The 16,196-nt window shown below is 58.7% G+C and carries 16 protein-coding genes; 6 read left to right on the top strand and 10 right to left on the bottom strand.

The window, feature by feature from the left end; genetic code table 11:
- Positions 1 to 24: 24 nt before the first annotated feature.
- A complete protein-coding gene (locus tag F4X57_11540) occupies positions 25 to 498 on the bottom strand; it encodes a MarR family transcriptional regulator (protein MYC07782.1) in 474 nt (157 codons plus the stop codon).
- Between the two features lie 419 nt (positions 499 to 917).
- Between F4X57_11540 and F4X57_11535 the strand changes: the two genes are divergently transcribed.
- Positions 918 to 2,618, top strand: coding sequence for a glutamine--tRNA ligase/YqeY domain fusion protein (locus F4X57_11535; GenBank protein ID MYC07781.1), 1,701 nt, complete (start codon positions 918 to 920; stop codon positions 2,616 to 2,618).
- A gap of 234 nt (positions 2,619 to 2,852) precedes the next feature.
- Here F4X57_11535 and dnaK read toward each other — a convergent pair whose 3' ends face one another.
- The 5 genes from dnaK to F4X57_11510 form a co-directional block, all read right to left on the bottom strand.
- A complete protein-coding gene (gene dnaK / locus F4X57_11530) occupies positions 2,853 to 4,754 on the bottom strand; it encodes a molecular chaperone DnaK (protein MYC07780.1) in 1,902 nt (633 codons plus the stop codon).
- A gap of 67 nt (positions 4,755 to 4,821) precedes the next feature.
- The gene (locus F4X57_11525; protein MYC07779.1) at positions 4,822 to 5,418 is read right to left on the bottom strand and encodes a nucleotide exchange factor GrpE; all 597 of its coding nucleotides are present in this window, start codon (positions 5,416 to 5,418) and stop codon (positions 4,822 to 4,824) included.
- Between the two features lie 34 nt (positions 5,419 to 5,452).
- The gene (locus tag F4X57_11520; protein MYC07778.1) at positions 5,453 to 5,818 is read right to left on the bottom strand and encodes a MerR family transcriptional regulator; all 366 of its coding nucleotides are present in this window, start codon (positions 5,816 to 5,818) and stop codon (positions 5,453 to 5,455) included.
- A 602-nt stretch (positions 5,819 to 6,420) separates the two neighbouring features.
- Positions 6,421 to 6,627, bottom strand: coding sequence for a hypothetical protein (locus tag F4X57_11515; GenBank protein MYC07777.1), 207 nt, complete (start codon positions 6,625 to 6,627; stop codon positions 6,421 to 6,423).
- Positions 6,628 to 6,733: 106 nt separating this feature from the next.
- On the bottom strand, positions 6,734 to 7,312 hold the full coding sequence (locus F4X57_11510) for a sulfite oxidase-like oxidoreductase (GenBank protein ID MYC07776.1): 579 nt from the start codon (positions 7,310 to 7,312) through the stop codon (positions 6,734 to 6,736).
- Between the two features lie 233 nt (positions 7,313 to 7,545).
- On the opposite strand from F4X57_11510, the gene F4X57_11505 reads away from it, so the two are divergent.
- A complete protein-coding gene (locus F4X57_11505; protein ID MYC07775.1) occupies positions 7,546 to 8,349 on the top strand; it encodes a hypothetical protein in 804 nt (267 codons plus the stop codon).
- A 53-nt stretch (positions 8,350 to 8,402) separates the two neighbouring features.
- Here the strand turns inward: F4X57_11505 and F4X57_11500 are convergent, their stop codons facing one another.
- The gene (locus tag F4X57_11500; protein MYC07774.1) at positions 8,403 to 9,473 is read right to left on the bottom strand and encodes an LLM class flavin-dependent oxidoreductase; all 1,071 of its coding nucleotides are present in this window, start codon (positions 9,471 to 9,473) and stop codon (positions 8,403 to 8,405) included.
- 225 nt (positions 9,474 to 9,698) lie between these two features.
- Between F4X57_11500 and F4X57_11495 the strand changes: the two genes are divergently transcribed.
- From F4X57_11495 to F4X57_11480, 4 genes are all read left to right on the top strand, one after another.
- Positions 9,699 to 10,934, top strand: coding sequence for a CoA transferase (locus F4X57_11495; protein MYC07773.1), 1,236 nt, complete (start codon positions 9,699 to 9,701; stop codon positions 10,932 to 10,934).
- 2 nt (positions 10,935 to 10,936) lie between these two features.
- Positions 10,937 to 12,142, top strand: a complete 1,206-nt coding sequence (locus tag F4X57_11490; GenBank protein MYC07772.1) for a CoA transferase — start codon at positions 10,937 to 10,939, stop codon at positions 12,140 to 12,142.
- Positions 12,143 to 12,322: 180 nt separating this feature from the next.
- Positions 12,323 to 13,243 (top strand): hypothetical protein, encoded by a 921-nt coding sequence (locus F4X57_11485; protein MYC07771.1) that lies wholly within the window; start codon positions 12,323 to 12,325, stop codon positions 13,241 to 13,243.
- 68 nt (positions 13,244 to 13,311) lie between these two features.
- Entirely contained in the window at positions 13,312 to 14,343 is a 1,032-nt protein-coding gene (locus tag F4X57_11480) for a 2-dehydropantoate 2-reductase (GenBank protein MYC07770.1), read from the top strand.
- 103 nt (positions 14,344 to 14,446) lie between these two features.
- On the opposite strand, the gene rpsI is transcribed toward F4X57_11480, so the two are convergent.
- From rpsI to truA, 3 genes are read right to left on the bottom strand one after another with little or no spacing between them, the layout of a single operon-like run.
- Positions 14,447 to 14,839: a 30S ribosomal protein S9 gene (rpsI, locus tag F4X57_11475; protein ID MYC07769.1), complete on the bottom strand. Its 393-nt coding sequence runs from the start codon at positions 14,837 to 14,839 to the stop codon at positions 14,447 to 14,449.
- Positions 14,840 to 14,848: 9 nt separating this feature from the next.
- Complete coding sequence (rplM, locus tag F4X57_11470; GenBank protein MYC07768.1) at positions 14,849 to 15,304, bottom strand: 50S ribosomal protein L13; 456 nt, start codon at positions 15,302 to 15,304, stop codon at positions 14,849 to 14,851.
- Positions 15,305 to 15,354: 50 nt separating this feature from the next.
- Positions 15,355 to 16,113 carry a tRNA pseudouridine(38-40) synthase TruA gene (gene truA / locus F4X57_11465; protein ID MYC07767.1) on the bottom strand — a complete coding sequence of 253 codons (759 nt, stop codon included), beginning with the start codon at positions 16,111 to 16,113 and terminating at the stop codon, positions 15,355 to 15,357.
- Positions 16,114 to 16,196 lie beyond the last annotated feature (83 nt).

Raw genomic sequence — 16,196 nt, 5'->3', positions numbered from 1 at the left:
GATATTGAGTATAGCAGGACTTGGTTATCTTGTCAACCTTTCCGTATAATTCCCTTGGATTTCCTGCTCGGCGACCTGAACTACTTCCAGAGCGCGTACGACGGCTTCGACCTGCTCCGGACTGAGCGAATCTATTATCATTTGCGTGCGGTCCTCCGAGAGTCGCCAGAACTGGTAGACGGTGCTGCGTCCACTATCGGTCAGGTCGCACAGGACCACTCGCCTGTCGTCCGGGTCCGCAAGTCGCCCGACTAGGCCCTTCTCCGCAAGGCGGTCCACGACGGAAGTGGTTGCGGACAGCGCTCTGCCCAAGTGCGAGGATATGGCACCCATTCGCATGGGGCCTTGTTCTTCCAGCAACATCAGAGTTCGCAGTTGTGGAATGGTCAGGCCCAGGTTTTCCCAAGCGTCCAGACGGTGCAAATGCATCTGCCGGTTGAGAAACTCTGCCGCCGCTATGAATCGTGCCGTCAGCTCTTGACTGTGTGTATCATCCATTGTGTTTGCCGCCCAGACTCGAAGCCGTTTCAGTGAAGCGTCCGCTTGCCAAAAGTCAAATCTATATCAAGTGAAACGGCAAGCTAATACTGCCGCCATTTCTTAATGCCCCTGAAATATCAGAAGTGTGCATGATTTCCGTTTGTATTTTCCCTTGGTGGGGGAAGGCTAGGATGCGGTGCATTGGCTCGAATTGACTGTGCCTAGCCCTACGAGGTCTGCTCCGCGCTTGATATTACCACAATTACGCCTTCGTGTTGCGACACATTTTCGCCAGATGAGCCGTCGTCATACGGTAATTGCCGCCAATAGTCGCCAACCAGCAAAGTTATGGATGTGTTATTCTTTTCACAATAATTTCTCCCGGACGGCGAGGTTGGGACGAGTCTAGGCGGCATGAGACAAGGAAGTAGTAACCCATGACTATCAACGAAGAATCGGCATTGTCTAACTTCATTCAGCAGGCAATCAACGACGACAACGAATCCGGCAGGTTCGACCGGCGCGTTCACACCCGTTTCCCGCCCGAACCGAACGGCTACCTGCACATCGGGCACGCCAAGTCCATCTGCCTGAACTTTGGTTTGGCGCGCGACTTCGGCGGGCTGTGCAACCTGCGCTTCGATGACACGAACCCCACAAAGGAAAGCGTCGAATATGTCGAATCGCAGAAAGAGGATGTGCGCTGGCTGGGCTTCAACTGGCACGACCGCGAACTCTACGCATCCGACTACTTCGACGAACTCTACGAATTCGCCAAGCAGCTCGTGCTAGACGGCAAGGCGTATGTGGACAGCCTCAGCCAGGACGAGATACGCGAGTATCGCGGCACGCTGACCGAGCCGGGCAGGGAAAGCCCTTACCGCGAGCGCTCAGTCGAAGAGAACATTGATCTGCTGGAGCGCATGAAAGACGGCGAGTTTCCGGACGGCGCGCATGTGCTGCGCGCCAAAATCGACATGGCATCGCCCAACATCAACATGCGCGACCCCGTGATGTACCGCATACTCAACACCGAGCACCACCGCACCGGCGACAAGTGGTGCATATATCCGATGTACGACTTCGCGCACGGGCAATCCGACTCCATCGAGCACATCACGCACTCCATTTGCACGATGGAATACGAAGATCATCGCCCGCTGTACGACTGGTTCTTGGGAGAACTGGGCATGTACCAGCCGCGCCAGATAGAGTTCGCGAGGCTAAACCTGAGCCATACCGTGCTTAGCAAGCGCCGTCTATTGCGCCTAGTCGAAGGCGGCTATGTGAACGGCTGGGACGACCCGCGAATGCCAACGATTGCCGGCTTTCGCAGGCGCGGCTACACGCCGGAGGCAATCCGCGACTTCTGCGACAGAATAGGCGTGGCGAAGAACGCCGCCATCATAGACATCGCGCTGTTAGAGCACAGCCTCCGCGGTCATCTGAACAAGACCGCGCCGCGCGCCATGGCTGTTATCCGTCCGTTGAAGGTCGTCATCACCAACTACCCCGAAGGAGAAACAGACTGGCTGGATGCCGTGAACAATCCTGAGGATGAGACCGCCGGCACGCGCAATGTCCCGTTCTCGCGCGAACTGTACATCGAGCGCAATGACTTTATGGAAGACCCGCCGCGTAGGTTCTATCGTCTCGCGCCCGGACGCGAAGTACGCTTGCGCTACGGCTACTTCATCAAGTGTGAGGGAGTAGTGAAGGACGATGACGGCGAGGTGATAGAACTGCGTTGCACCTATGATCCGGAAACGCGAGGCGGCAGCGCGCCGGACGGACGCCGCGTGCGCGCCACGCTGCACTGGGTTTCCGCCGCGCACGCGATAGATGCCGAGGTGCGCCTCTACGACCACCTGTTCACGCGCTGGAACCCCGACGAAGAAGCCGACGACGGCGCGGACTGGCTGTCGCTCCTGAACCCGGAATCGCTGGTAGTCGTCGAAGCCGCCAAACTCGAACCGGGCCTTGCGGATGCGTCTCCGGGCAGCCGCTATCAGTTCGAGCGGCAAGGCTATTTCTGCGTGGACACGCGCGATACGATGTCCGGCAAGCCCATTTTCAATCGCACAACAACCCTGCGCGACACATGGGCACGGGTGCAGCGCTCGCAGTCCAACCGCTGACGGCCCACGCCGTTTACACATCGACACCACGCTGATTAAATGAAAATGAGAGTTAAGTGCAAACAGAAGATTCCCGGGCGCATCAATACAATGACAAGAGGGCGACGAAGACACCGAGCGCGTGCCGGCACTCAGAATAGATAGTGTCCGGGGCATGGACAAAATGACAGGGGCGGTTTAACTTAGAACCGCCCCTGTTGTTGATTGGGAGGACTTATCCGCCCACCTCACTCCTTACTCCTTCGGGTCAACCTCACGGTATTCGCCTTCGACGGTGCCGTCGTCCGGCGGCATGTCGCCGGGAGCCGCGCCGGGCTGGCCGGGCGCTCCTGTTTGGGCGTACACTGCCTGACCGAGCTGCTGTATCGCCTCTTGCAGTTCGTTGGACGCAGTGGTAATCGCGGCTATGTCGCCTCCACTCAGGGCTGCGCGTACTGCGGCAATTTTGCTTTCTGCCGTGGACTTCAGGTCTGCCGGCAGGTTGTCTGTGTTGTCCGCAATCAGCTTTTCCGCGCTGTATGCCAAGTTCTCGGCGTTGTTGCGTGTGGTCGTATCTTCGCGGCGGCGCGCGTCTTCCTCGGCATGCATCTCGGCGTCGCGCACCATCTGGTCGATTTCACTTTGCGCCAAGCCGCTGCTCGCCGTGATGGTGATGCGCTGCTCCTTGCCTGTGCCCTTGTCCTGCGCGGACACGTTCAGGATGCCGTTCGCATCGATGTCGAATGTAACTTCGATCTGCGGCACACCCCTCGGCGCGGGCAGTATGCCGTCGAGGATGAACCTGCCGATGCTCTTGTTCTCAGCCGCCATGCTGCGCTCGCCCTGCACCACATGCACCTCAACGCTCGGCTGATTGTCCGCTGCGGTGGTGAATGTCTCGCTCTTCGCCGTCGGGATTGTCGTGTTGCGCGAGATAAGCGTGGTGGACACGCCGCCGAGCGTCTCGATACCTAGGCTGAGCGGAGTAACGTCCAGCAGCAGAATATCCTGCACTTCGCCTTGCAGCACGCCTGCTTGTATCGCTGCGCCAATCGCCACTACCTCGTCCGGATTGACGCCCTGATGCGGCTCTTTGTCGAACAGGTCCGTTACGACCTTTTGCACCGCAGGCATGCGCGTCATGCCGCCCACAAGGATTACTTCGTCAATTTCGCCCACGCTCACGCCGGCGTCTGAGATCGCCTTCCTGCAAGGGTCAATCGTGCGCTGTACGAGGTCGGCGACCAGCTGCTCCAGCTTGGAGCGCGACAGGCTCATTACCAGATGCTTGGGGCCGGATGCGTCCGCGGTGATGAACGGCAGGTTTATCTCGGACTGCATCAGCGTGGAAAGTTCGATCTTCGCGCGCTCCGCCGCCTCGCGCAGACGCTGTAATGCCATGCCGTCCTGCTTCAGGTCGATGCCCTGCTCGCGCCGGAACTCTTCCACAATCCAGTCCACGATGCGCTCGTCGAAGTCGTCGCCGCCCAGGTGCGTGTCGCCGTTCGTCGCCTTGACTTCAAACACGCCCTCGCCGATTTGCAGCACAGTGATGTCAAATGTACCGCCGCCGAGGTCATATACCGCGATAGTCTCGTCGGTCTTTTTGTCCAGCCCGTAGGCTAACGATGCCGCCGTCGGCTCGTTGATGATGCGCAGCACTTCTAGCCCGGCGATGCGGCCCGCGTCCTTCGTTGCGTTGCGTTGGCTATCGTTGAAGTACGCCGGTACGGTGATGACGGCTTGGTTGATGCTCTCGCCAAGCTTTGCCTCGGCGTCCTGCTTCAGCTTTTGCAGCACCATCGCGGAGATTTCCGGCGGCGCGTGGTTCTTGCCGCCCATTACGACATAGGCGTCGTTGTTCGTATGCTGCACTACCTTGTAGGGCAGCAGCGACAGGTCGCGCTGCACGCTGTCGTCCTCGAAGCGCCTGCCCATCAGCCGCTTCACTGAATAGACCGTGTTCTCCGGGTTCGTTACCGCTTGGCGCTTGGCGGTCGTGCCTACATAGCGCTCGTTGGATCGCGTGTTCAAACCCACGACCGACGGTGTAGTCCGCCCGCCCTCTGCGTTCTCCACCACACGCGGCTCGCCCGCTTCGATCACCGCCATGCACGAGTTCGTGGTTCCGAGGTCGATTCCGAGTATATTTGCCATCTATGTTTCTCCTGAAAAATAATAGCTTGAATGAGTTCTGTGTCTGATGAATGATGTGTGTCAGGGTCTATTGCGAACTTGACTGATCGTTCGATTCTGTTTGCGCGTCCTGCGCGGATTTCGCGACGATGACCTGCGATGCACGCAACACTCGGTCGTGCAATCGATAGCCGTCTCGGAATACTTGAATGATAGAGCCGTCTTCGGCGTCGGGCGATTCCAAGTAGTGCACCGCTTCGTGCTCATAAGGATCGAACTGTTTTCCGTCCGCCTCTATCTTACTGACGCCTTCGGATTCCAGCAGATGGTCGAGATTGCGCTTGACCAGCATCAGCCCTTCTTGCCAGCCCGCTGCCGCCGCGTCTTCGGGCAGCATGTCTATCGCGCGCTCGAAGTCGTCCACCACGCCTAGGAACTTCGCCAACAGGCTGGCATTCGCGTTGCGCTGCAGTTCCTGGCGCTCTTCGTCCACGCGCCGCCTGTAGTTGACCAAGTCCGCCTGCGCGCGCTGCGCCATCGCCTTGAACTGGTCGCGTTCGCGTTCCATTTCGTCTTTCGCTTCAGGAAGCGTCTGCGTTTCCATCTCCGAAAGCACTTGGCGCAGTAATTCTTCGCTGCTGTCCGGGGCTGGCGCGTCTTCTTCTTGTCTCTCTTCGCTGCTCAATTCTTGTCCTCCGTGATTGCTGTGTCCGATTCTCTTATGTCTGCCCGTGCAGCATGCCCAGCATCTCGTCGATGCTGTCGTCAAGCGACTGCCGGAGTTCCTCGCCTTCGAGGTTTCGCACTTTGGCTTTCATCTGCAACAGCCTGTTGAACAAGAGCAAGGTGAGCTGCACGCCGGCGAGGTTCAATCCCATATCGCCGACGAGATGCTTGATGAGCCGCAGCCGTGCTACATCTTCGTCCGAGTACAGACGCAGCATGCCCACGGTGCGGGACGGGCGCACGAGTCCGATGCGCTCGTACTTGCGCAGCGTCTGCGGATGCATTTCGAGGATGCGTGCCGCCACGCTGATGATATAGACGCCATCCAGTTGCTCGCTTGCATGCCGGTGTCTGTTCATGTTCCCTCCCGCGATGCAGCACGACTGACGAAAGCACTCGTGCTATGTCGCCGTTCTGCTAACCTATCGCCATTTCACTCGTTATATTATACGCAACGCCTACTGCAAATTGCAGATATTGTCGTAGATGCATTAGGCGCTGTTGCTACAAGGCATTGGCAATCGTTGAATATAGAAGCACTATTCGATGTATAGTTTATATCTTGACACGATGCGTGTCAATATTATATCATTATTCGTGTAGTTGCAGATGAACGCAATCTGCTAAATACAAGCGTCAAGACAGGAAAGAAATAAGTGAGGTGGCAAATGGCTGTGTACCTGAAGTCCTGCAACCGCTGCGGCGGCGACATGAATTCCAATCGCGACATCTACGGCGAGTATCGCATGTGCATCCAGTGCGGCAACGTGATAGACATCCCGAGAGAGTCCGACCTCTTCTCGCTAAAACTCGCCGCCCAAGCCGGCAAGAAGAAGGCAGCATAGCTCCGGAATCTAACGAGCGCCCGTTCCATCCGGCGCCAAATTGACGGCAGCTTGATGGCAAAAGCAAAGCCCCTCTCCAATATGAGAGGGGCTTTTTCACATCCCAGTGTCGGTGGCTAGTCAAGCCGCCTCCCGTCGCGTGCTACCACTCTACCTGTTCGCATTTCCAGAGTGCCTGTAACAGTCGGATGCAGAAACGCTTCCTTGAATGTGTTGAACACTAGAGTGGTGGTAGCGACCGGGCAATTCGGGGTGCCAAGTCTGTGATTAGCCGTCGTGTCCAAGTTCGCAGCTGCGCTTTTGGATTTCGATGTGGTTTGCATAGACACCCTCCCTTCTCGCAACATACCCAAGCCTAACGCAAATCAGCAGGTAGTTTTTCAACTCGTTGTCCGACTGACGCGCTGATAGACTGACAAACTACTGTCTCTACATCAACTCATCCCAGAAACGCTGCTCCTTCCACGGATCGCCTTCCATGTGATAGCCGCGTATCTCCCAGAAGCCGGGCCGGTCCTCGGTCATGAACTCCAGCCCGTTCACCCACTTCGCGCTTTTCCAGCCGTAGCGCTTTGGCACGACCAGCCTCAGCGGACCGCCATGCGCCTCGGCGAGCGGCTCGCCGTCGTGCGCCCACGCGAACAACACATCGTCGTCGGTTATCACATCAAGCGCCAGATTCGTCGAATAGCCGCCGTAGCAGTGCGCCATCACATGCGTGACATCGGCATTCGGCTTGACCAGCTTCATCACATCGTTGAACGCCACGCCTTCCCAGGTGTTCTTCAGCTTGCTCCACTGCGTTACACAGTGAAACTCAGCGTCCAGTTTGATGTGCGGAAGCGCGGTGAACTCTTCCCAGTTGAGCGTAATCTCTTCCTCGACATTCCCGAATACTCGAAACTGCCAAGTGTCCAGGCTGATGCGCGGCGTGGAGCCGTATGTCAGTATTGGGAACTTCTCTGTAACGAACTGACCCGGCGGCGTGTCGTCCTCCAATGTAGGCATTCGCCTGCGGTTGATTCGTCCCAGCTTGTTCAGCATGCTGTTGTCCTCCATTAGAATGTCTTGAATTTCTCGGGCTTCTACCCTGCACTTATTTAGATGCAGTTTCAGGCATAACGGCGCATGGGCGATAGCGTTGCCAATAGTGTACACTAATTCGCGGCTTTGAATGGACAGCGATGCCCACTGGCAAACGATCTGGATTGGCAGTGTTGAACTAACCTGTTGGAGCGGCGATGAACGAACTGGTCGAAGAGATGCTGCGCGGCGCGTATGACTTGCATGTGCATGCAGCGCCGGACGGCAGCCAACTGCGCCGCATGGACGCGCTGGAAGTCGCCCGTTGCGCCTACGAAGCCGAGATGGGTGGGTTCGTGCTCCGGTCGCAAGACTACAACACCGTGCCGCTGACATACGCGCTCAACCAGATGTACCCTGGCTTGAGTGTATTCGGCTCGATAACGCTCAACAGCGCAGTAGGCGGCATAAACCCGGACGCCGTGCAAGTCGCCGCCGGACTGGGTGCGCAAGTAGTCTCGATGCCCTCACAGGACTACAATAGGGTCAGAGTAACCGACGACAACGGGAACTTGACCGCCGGCGTCCGAGAAGCGCTAGAAATCATAGCCGCCAACGATATGACTCTTGTATCAGGGCGCATATCGTCATCGGAAGCAATCGCACTTTTCGCCGCTGCGAAAGACGCCGGCATCGAGCGCCTGATAGCCACACCGCACACCTTCGCAGTCGCCACACCCGACGAGCAACACCGTATAATCGCGCTCGGCGCCTATGCCGAGTTCGCCTTTCTCGCATGCATGCCATCGCGAGCCACAATGACACCGCAGCAGCTCGTCAAGACAATCCGTGCCATAGGCGCGCGCCATTGCATCATCACAACCGCTTTAGGTCAATGGCAAAACCCACCGCCCGCCGAAGGTATGCGAATGGCAATCGCCGCGCTGCTAGATTGCGGAATGCCGCCCGCCGAAGTGTCCGTGCTGGTCAAGGGGAACACTGCGGCGCTGTTGGGCAAGTAGCCGTCGTAGGCGCATCATCCGGTCGCATAGGTGCGGAGTGGCGCATTACTCCGCTACGGCAGTCTCGGCAGCACTTCTTCGCTCATCAGCGTTAGCGAGTTTAGCCACTGCTGGCGATTGTCTTCCCAGTCGTGGCATAGCATTAGCAGCGTGCCGAAGCCGCCTACTTCGTCGTGCAGCTTGCGCAGCTTGTGCGTAACCTCGTCCGGGTCGCCGACTATCCATAGGTTTTCCAGCATGTATTCGGGTGTCAACTCTTCGTCCGGCATGTTTGGGTCGATCTTCAAGCCGTCCAAGCCTCTGCCGCTGCCCAGCAGGGGGATCCAGTAGTCGGTGAAGAAGCGGCCAAAGGTGTGGAACGCCTCTTCGCGTGCCTTGTTGCCGTCTTCCGCGACATGCACCTCGCGGGAGATGCGCCAGTCTTTGCGCGACGCCGTGATTTTGCTCTTGGCGGCGCCCTTTGTTACTACCTGCCAGTGGCTCGGCAGGAATGTGTCGTGCAGGAAACAGGTGCTCAACGGCATCCAACCGCGCTCGCCGACAATCTCCAGCGTGCCTGAGAAGGGACTGCTGCCCGCGACCGCGACGGGCGGATGCGGCTTCTGATACGGCAGCATGTGAAAGCCAAGCCTACGCTCCGGCACGGCTTCCGGCAGTCTGCCGTCGTAGAACTTACTGTCGTACTCGAAAGGCTCCCCTTCCCATATCTTCAGGATGAGGTCAACTGCCTCGTACAGGCGCTCGCGCGGTTCGCCGAGTTCGGTGTCCAGCCCGAACAGCTCGGTGTCGGTCGATGGTCCGCCCGATCCGATGCCTAGATAGATGCGCCCCTTCGCCATGTGGTCGAGCATGGCGATGCGGTGCGCGACATGCGCCGGGTGATGGTAGTGTAGCAGCGACACGCCCGTGCCGAATTTCATCTGCTGCGTAACGCCCAACGCCCGCGCGATGAACAACTCCGGCGACGGCATGTTTTCCCACGGCAGCGTGAAATGCTCGCCAACCCAAGTCTCGCTGTAGCCCAACCTGTCCGCGTGCGCCATCAGCTGAAGGTCTTCTTCGTAAGTCTCGTAGTGAGGTCTGTGTGGGTAGTGCAGGGGCATCAGAAAAAGGCCTAGTTCCATGGCAGTCCTCCCTGTCAGGCGCAATTTGCAGCATCGTCGTCAGCGCCGAATTATAGCACACCCCCCTGTGCGAATTGGCGGGCACAATCGACCGGATGGACAAGATATGTAGGAAAAGGTGAATGCCAATTCACTCAGTCCCTTGTACCAGCTAGGGAAAAGGAACTATCGAAGACGCTGTATGCGAATGCGCGAAGACCACACCATCGATTGTGATATAGTCTGTTGCGAAGCAAACTGAATCTTGTAACTGCAAGCGAGAATCACATGGCGGACGGTCTGCTGAAAGGTATCAGAGCGCTAGAGATTGGCGAAGGGGTGTCCGTGCCGTACTGCGGCAAGATTCTGGCGCAGCTCGGCGCGGAAGTCGTCAAGGTCGAGCCGCTTGAGGGCGACATCGCGCGGCGTATGGGCCCCTTCCCCGGCGATGAGCCGCATCCGGAGAAGAGCGGCGTGTTCCTCGCGCTGAACGCCAACAAGCATGGCGTAACGGTGGACATTGATGCCGAAGGCTGTCCTGACGCGATACGCCGACTTGCGCGGGCATCCGACATCGTGATAGAGAGCATGCCAATAGGCTGGCTTGACGAAAGACAACTGGGATACGCGCATCTCATCGAAGACAACCCTGCGCTCATTATGACCTCGCTTTCGCCATTCGGGACTTGGGGACCTTATGCAGGTTATCGGCTTACCGAGCTGACGCTTTTTCACATGAGTGGGCAGGCACACAGCCTCCTTGGACCAGTTTCGGACACGGATAGCGAGCCGCCGATTCGCGCCGGTGGGCATCAAGCCGAACTTGTCGCCGGAATGTCGGCTGCGACTGCCACACTGATGGCGCTCTTTCGCCGGCGGATGAGCGGCGAGGGCTGCCACATCCAATCGTCCGCGTACGAAGCGATGGCAACGCATCTCATCAGCGCGCTTGCGAGTTGCGCCTTCGATCAATCGCCGCCGTCGCGTTCAATATCAGAAGTCCGAGAGGCGGCGACCGGCGGCGTGGTGTCCGCTGTTGGCGGCATATTGCCGTGTAATGATGGCTATGTCGCAATCTCGCCGCGCGAAGACGCGCAATGGCAACGCTGGGTCGAGCTGATGGGCAGTCCCGATTGGGCGAGCGAAGACCGCTTCTTAACGCGCGAAGGTAGGGAAGGCAACTTCGCCGCCTTGTGGGAATTGGTCGGCGATTGGACACGCCATCGTTCCAAGCACGACATCGCGCGGATGGGGCAGGAGCGGCGCATCCCTTGCTTTCCGGTGAACACGGTGCACGATCTGTTTAACGACCTGCACCTGAAGGAGCGCGGTTTCTTCAAGACGATAGAGCACCCGATAGCCGGCGCGCTTCAATACCCGGGCACGCCGTACAATCTGCCCAGCACGCCGTTGCCATTGGCTGAACGCCCCGCGCCGCTGCTCGGCCAGCACAACGAAATCTACTTGCGCGAGGACGCCTAGCCATGCACGACAACCTGCCCGATACAGCCGTGCCCGGACAATCCCTGCCGTTGACCGGCGTGCGCGTGCTTGACCTTAGCTGGATAATAGCCGGCCCCACTGCAACGCGCTTTCTCGCGATGATGGGCGCGGAGGTCATAAAGGTGGGCAGCGCGCGCCGTCCGGATCCGTCCACGCGAGGTGCACCGTTTCAAGCATACAACCAGTCCAAACTCTACGCCGCGCTGAATATATCGCGTCCGGAAGGCTTGGAACTCGCGCTGTCCCTCGTCTCATTGTCGGATATTGTTGTGGAGAACTTCGCGGCAGGCGTAATCGAACGGCTTGGGCTTGGCTACGACGCGCTGCGACAGGCGAAATCGGACATTATCATGGTGTCGTCGTCCGGCACTGGGCACTCCGGTCCGGACAAGGACTATGTGGCATACGGCAGTCTGCTACAGTACTACACCGGCTGGAACTCCATTTCCGGCTATCCGAATTCCGAGCCGATCAAGGGTGGGCTGTGGGCTGATCCGTGGGTCGGCATGGAACTCGCGATGATTGCCACTGCCGCGCTCAACCACCGTGCCGCCACCGGCGAGGGAAACTACATCGACTTCTCCATGGCGGAGGCGCTGACGGCAAGCCTTCCGGAAGCGCTGCTCGACTACCAGATGAACGACCGTGTGCCGCAACCGATGGGCAACGCGGACACGCACCACGCGCCGCATAATGTCTATCGCTGCAAGGGCGATGACCGCTGGCTTGCGATAGCCGTGCGGACCGATGACGAGTGGTGCCGGCTCTGTACCATCATCGGCAGACCGGATTTGGCAGATGACATTTCGTTGTCCGGCGCACACGGCAGGCGCGACCACGCTGCACTCATCGATGCCGCAATCACCGAATGGACGCGCAAACACGACGACTACGACGCCATGCAAATCCTGCAGGACGCCGGCATATCCGCCGCGCCGTACTTAGATCCGCAGCGCGTCTTCACTGATTCACAATTGCGCGAAGGCGGCTTCTTCACCGCACTTACGACAAGCGATGGAGAACGGCGCGACCTGCCCGCGTTAGGCTGGCGCTTCGATGGCGGTCCCGCGCCGCGCATCACCGCCGCGCCCGTATTAGGGCAGCACAATGCCTATGTGTACGGCGAATTGCTAGGGCTGTCCGATGATGAAATTCATGACTTGATTGAGCGGCAAATCATATACTAGGACGATTTATCAGATACCAATCCAATGATGTGGGTTAGTTCAGAATGTAGCGTGAATGCACCTTCGGGCGTCATAATCCCCATCCTGACCATTCCGCATCAAGGCGGAAGGGACTTTGGACAAACCGACCTACCAACAAACTGACCTACTTAAACACTGACCAACTCATGAGGTACAACAATGGCAGTTCAATATGAAAAGCAGGGCGCTATCGCCTATGTAACGATTGACAATCAGCAGAAGGCGAATATTCTCGACCGGCAGACTTCGGACGAAATGGCGGAAGTGTGGAAAGAAGTCTGGGACGATTGGAATGTGCGCGTGGCGATTCTGACCGGCAAGGGCGACCGGCACTTCTGCGCCGGGCACAATCTCGCCACTAGACCGGACATCACCGTCGAAGAGCGCGAGCGTATCCGCGCCGAAGCCGTGTTCTGGCCGCCGTCCGGCACGGTGAACGGCGCGGCGAAGATTGGGGCAGACGGGCGGCTCGGTGACCATTACCCGCAGATTTGGAAACCTGTCGTCGGAGCGATCAACGGCTGGGCGGCGGGTGCGGGTTTCTACCTGATGCTCACATCCACCGACATTCGCATCGCCAGCGCCGAGAACGCGCGCTTCAAGTTCGCGCTGTTAAGCCAGGGCTGGGTAGGCAATGGGCCCGGCGCGACATACTTGATGAAGCAGATTGCCTATGCCGATGTGATGCGCATCCTGCTCACGGACGAACCGTTCGACGCGAAGGAAGCGCTGCGGATGAACCTCATCAACGAGGTCGTGCCGCACGAATTGCTTATGACCCGTGCCGAAGAAGTGGCGAATCATATCGCTGGCATGCCACCGCTCGCCGTGCGTATGATGAAAGAGTTCGTGATAAGATTCCGGGATACGCCCGTAACGGAGGCGTGGCGCGTGCAGACTCTGATGAACACGCTGCTCACGCAGCTCAGCGCGGACGGTGACGAAGGCAGACGCGCGTTCATAGAAAAGCGCGCTCCCGAGTTCACAGGCAGTATTCGGCAGAAGGGCGAGCCGTATGCGGATGTAACCGACGAGCAGCGCGCCCGGCTAGACGAAGTGCGCCGCGAACTGCTGGGGTAACGACTACATTACATCAATGCGCAGGATGCATAGGATAGGATAATTTAACCGATACGGAGGACACAGGAATGTTCGAGAGACTTGCAATCGTAGGGACGGGCGCAATAGGCAGCGTCATAGGCGGATACCTGTCTAGGGCAGGCCGCGACATCACACTCATCGACACTTGGGCGGAGCATGTGGACACGATGAACGCCGACGGGCTGCATATTTCAGCTGAGAATGGCGAGTTCACCACAAGCGTCAACGCCGTGCATCTCGGAGACGCGAACAAGATATCAGAGCCGTTCGACGCGATATTTCTCGCTGTCAAGTCGTACGACACCGTTTGGGCGACTCACTACGCGATGCGCTTTCTGAAGCCGACGGGCGTTATCGTGTCCGCGCAGAATGGCATCAACGACGAAACGATTGCGCCAATCGTCGGCTATTCGCGCGAAATCGCGTGCGTGATAACGCTCGGCGCAGGCTTGTACGAACCCGCGCAGGCGATTCACACCGGCGACCCGGAGAAGCTGTCGTTCACGCTTGGCGAGCTGAACGGTCTGCCCACCGACCGCGTGAACGCGCTTGCCGAAGTGATGAACGACATCGCGCCGACGAAGGTCAGCTGCAACATCTGGGGCGAGCGCTGGGCAAAGCTCGCCGTCAACAGCATGGCGAACCCGATAGCGGCATCGACAGGGCTGGGTTCGGCAGCCGTCAGGAGTACGCCCGGCGTCAACGATGTGTCCGTCAACATCGCGGCGGAGGTCGTGCGGGTGGCGCAGTCGCTGGGCATACAGGTCGAGCCGATAAGCGGCGTGCCGGCGGACGCCTACCTGCCGACCGACAACACCGAGGCGATGGAAGACCTGAAATCGCGCCTAGCGGAGGGCGCAAGCAGCTTGGGCGCGGGGCGCCCGTCAATGTTGCAAGATGTGATGAAGGGACGCCGCACGGAGATTGACTACCTGAACGGCTTTGTCGCGTCTCGCGGCGATGTTGTCGGTGTGGACACGCCCTTCTGCGACGGCATAGTGGACATAGTCCGCCGAGTAGAACGCGGCGACATGCCCTACGCCGAGGCGAACATAGACCCGCTGCGGGCGATGGTGTAGGGGAATACCCAACTACGTGGGCAGGAAGTAACGGGATTGGATGGATGCTGTATCAGTAAGGCCATCCAATCCTGTCATTATTCTCGTGGAATGTGGAGAAAAACTACCGCTTCGTGTACTGCTGTGCCTTGCGGGCTTTCTTTAGACCGTACTTGCGGCGTTCCTTGACTCGCGGGTCTCGGGTTAGCATACCGGCTCGCTTGAGCGGCGTTCGCAGCGATGGATCGGCTTCGATTAGCGCGCGCGATATGCCGTGCCGCAGTGCGCCCGCTTGCCCGGTTACGCCGCCGCCGGTTACCTTCGCCACCACGCGGAATTGACCACCGACACGCGCGATGCGGAACGGCTCCATTATCTCGCGCCGCCAGTTGTCCCACGGGAATGCTTCTTCGATTGGCTTGCCGTTGACCACGATGGGGCCGTTCTCCATGAACAGGCGGACCTGCGCGATAGCCGACTTGCGTCTGCCCGTGGCGTAGTAATACTGCTGCTGCATCGTCGTCATTTAGGCTTCCTCTCCTTGCTTGGCTGCGGCAGACGCGAGCTGCGCCTGATGCGGGTGGTCCGGTCCGGCGTACACCTTCATTCGCGCGAGCATGTGCCTGCCCAGCGCGTTCTTGGGCAGCATGCCCTTGACCGACTGCGTGATGACGCGCGTCGGCGTGCGCTCTAGCATGTCCGACAGCGTGCGCTCGGTCAAGCCGCCGTGATAGCCGCTGTGCCGGTAGTACATCTTTTGTTCCAGCTTTTTGCCGGTAACCCGAATCTTCTCGGCGTTCACCACAATCACATAGTCGCCGGTGTTCAGATGCGGCACGTAGATGGGCTTGTGCTTGCCTTGAAGCAGCACGGCGATTTCGGACGACACCCTGCCGAGCGTCTTGTCGGCGGCATCAACCACATGCCACTCCGGTTCTAATTCCGCAGCCGTCGTCTGATACGGCTTGTTACCTCTTGGCATTTCTTCACCTTTTCCAATTGTTCGATTTGCCCTGTCCGGCGAAACGAGTTTCACTTCGCGCAGGGGGGATAGTTCGCGTATTCTATTCTCACTAGGCACAGACCATGCGCCGGCAGCGAGTGCGCTATCTTGTCCGTGGGCGCATTGTCTATCATCGCTTGCAGGTCGTCAGGCGACAACCTGCCGCGTCCGATGTCCACCAGCGCGCCCGCCATTCGCCGCACCTGGCGCTGCAGGAACGCGCTGCCCCTAACGCCAATGTATATCACATCGCCGTCTTGTCGCACGGAAGCATCGTAGATTGCGCGGACGCTGCTAGACTTGCCGTGCGGCAATGGCGCCGCGAACCTGCGGAAGTCGTGCTCGCCGATAAACGGGCGTGTCGCGCCGTGCATCCGGGGCACATCCAGCGGCTCGTGGATATGGCAGGCGAACCTCCGCATCATTGGCGATGGCGTCGTGCTGTTCAGGATGCTGTATCGGTATGTGCGGCTTATCGCGTGCCTTCGCGGGTCGAAATCCGGCTCAACGATGTGTGCCGCTTTCACCGCGATGTCCTGCGGCAGGTGGTGGTTCAGCGCGCTCACGAATGTGTCCGCAGTATGCGTCGAATCCGTGTCGAACGCGACGACCTGCGCTTCTGCATGCACGCCGGCGTCCGTGCGCCCCGCGCCCTTGATTCGCACGCGCTCGCCGGTCAGCCGTTCTATCGCCTGCTCCAACGCGGCTTGTATCGATGGCGCATTTACCTGATACTGAAAACCGTGGTAGCGCGTGCCTTCGTATTCGATTGTTAACGCAAGTCGCATATAGCGGCGTGCTTTCCGGTTCTGCAAGTTGCTTTCAGGGGAAGGTGGGCGATTTCATTGCCCCCATGCCCCATCCTAATCTT

This window comes from Chloroflexota bacterium (assembly GCA_009840355.1).
Classification (GTDB): Bacteria; Chloroflexota; Dehalococcoidia; order Lucifugimonadales; family JADFKI01; genus Bin90.
Note: the sequence above shows the minus strand (reverse complement) of the source record. Positions and strands in the feature narration are given on the sequence as shown.

What these genes read in the sequence shown, in the direction of transcription:
- truA (MYC07767.1), bottom strand. Translation starts at nt 16,113, where the DNA reads ATGCGACTTGCGTTAACAATCGAATACGAAGGCACGCGCTACCACGGT.
- F4X57_11540 (MYC07782.1), bottom strand. Translation starts at nt 498, where the DNA reads ATGGATGATACACACAGTCAAGAGCTGACGGCACGATTCATAGCGGCG.
- F4X57_11480 (MYC07770.1), top strand. Translation starts at nt 13,312, where the DNA reads ATGTTCGAGAGACTTGCAATCGTAGGGACGGGCGCAATAGGCAGCGTC.
- F4X57_11485 (MYC07771.1), top strand. Translation starts at nt 12,323, where the DNA reads ATGGCAGTTCAATATGAAAAGCAGGGCGCTATCGCCTATGTAACGATT.
- F4X57_11535 (MYC07781.1), top strand. Translation starts at nt 918, where the DNA reads ATGACTATCAACGAAGAATCGGCATTGTCTAACTTCATTCAGCAGGCA.
- dnaK (MYC07780.1), bottom strand. Translation starts at nt 4,754, where the DNA reads ATGGCAAATATACTCGGAATCGACCTCGGAACCACGAACTCGTGCATG.
- F4X57_11515 (MYC07777.1), bottom strand. Translation starts at nt 6,627, where the DNA reads ATGCAAACCACATCGAAATCCAAAAGCGCAGCTGCGAACTTGGACACG.
- F4X57_11520 (MYC07778.1), bottom strand. Translation starts at nt 5,818, where the DNA reads ATGAACAGACACCGGCATGCAAGCGAGCAACTGGATGGCGTCTATATC.
- F4X57_11505 (MYC07775.1), top strand. Translation starts at nt 7,546, where the DNA reads ATGAACGAACTGGTCGAAGAGATGCTGCGCGGCGCGTATGACTTGCAT.
- F4X57_11500 (MYC07774.1), bottom strand. Translation starts at nt 9,473, where the DNA reads ATGGAACTAGGCCTTTTTCTGATGCCCCTGCACTACCCACACAGACCT.
- F4X57_11490 (MYC07772.1), top strand. Translation starts at nt 10,937, where the DNA reads ATGCACGACAACCTGCCCGATACAGCCGTGCCCGGACAATCCCTGCCG.
- rpsI (MYC07769.1), bottom strand. Translation starts at nt 14,839, where the DNA reads ATGCAGCAGCAGTATTACTACGCCACGGGCAGACGCAAGTCGGCTATC.
- F4X57_11510 (MYC07776.1), bottom strand. Translation starts at nt 7,312, where the DNA reads ATGCCTACATTGGAGGACGACACGCCGCCGGGTCAGTTCGTTACAGAG.
- rplM (MYC07768.1), bottom strand. Translation starts at nt 15,304, where the DNA reads ATGCCAAGAGGTAACAAGCCGTATCAGACGACGGCTGCGGAATTAGAA.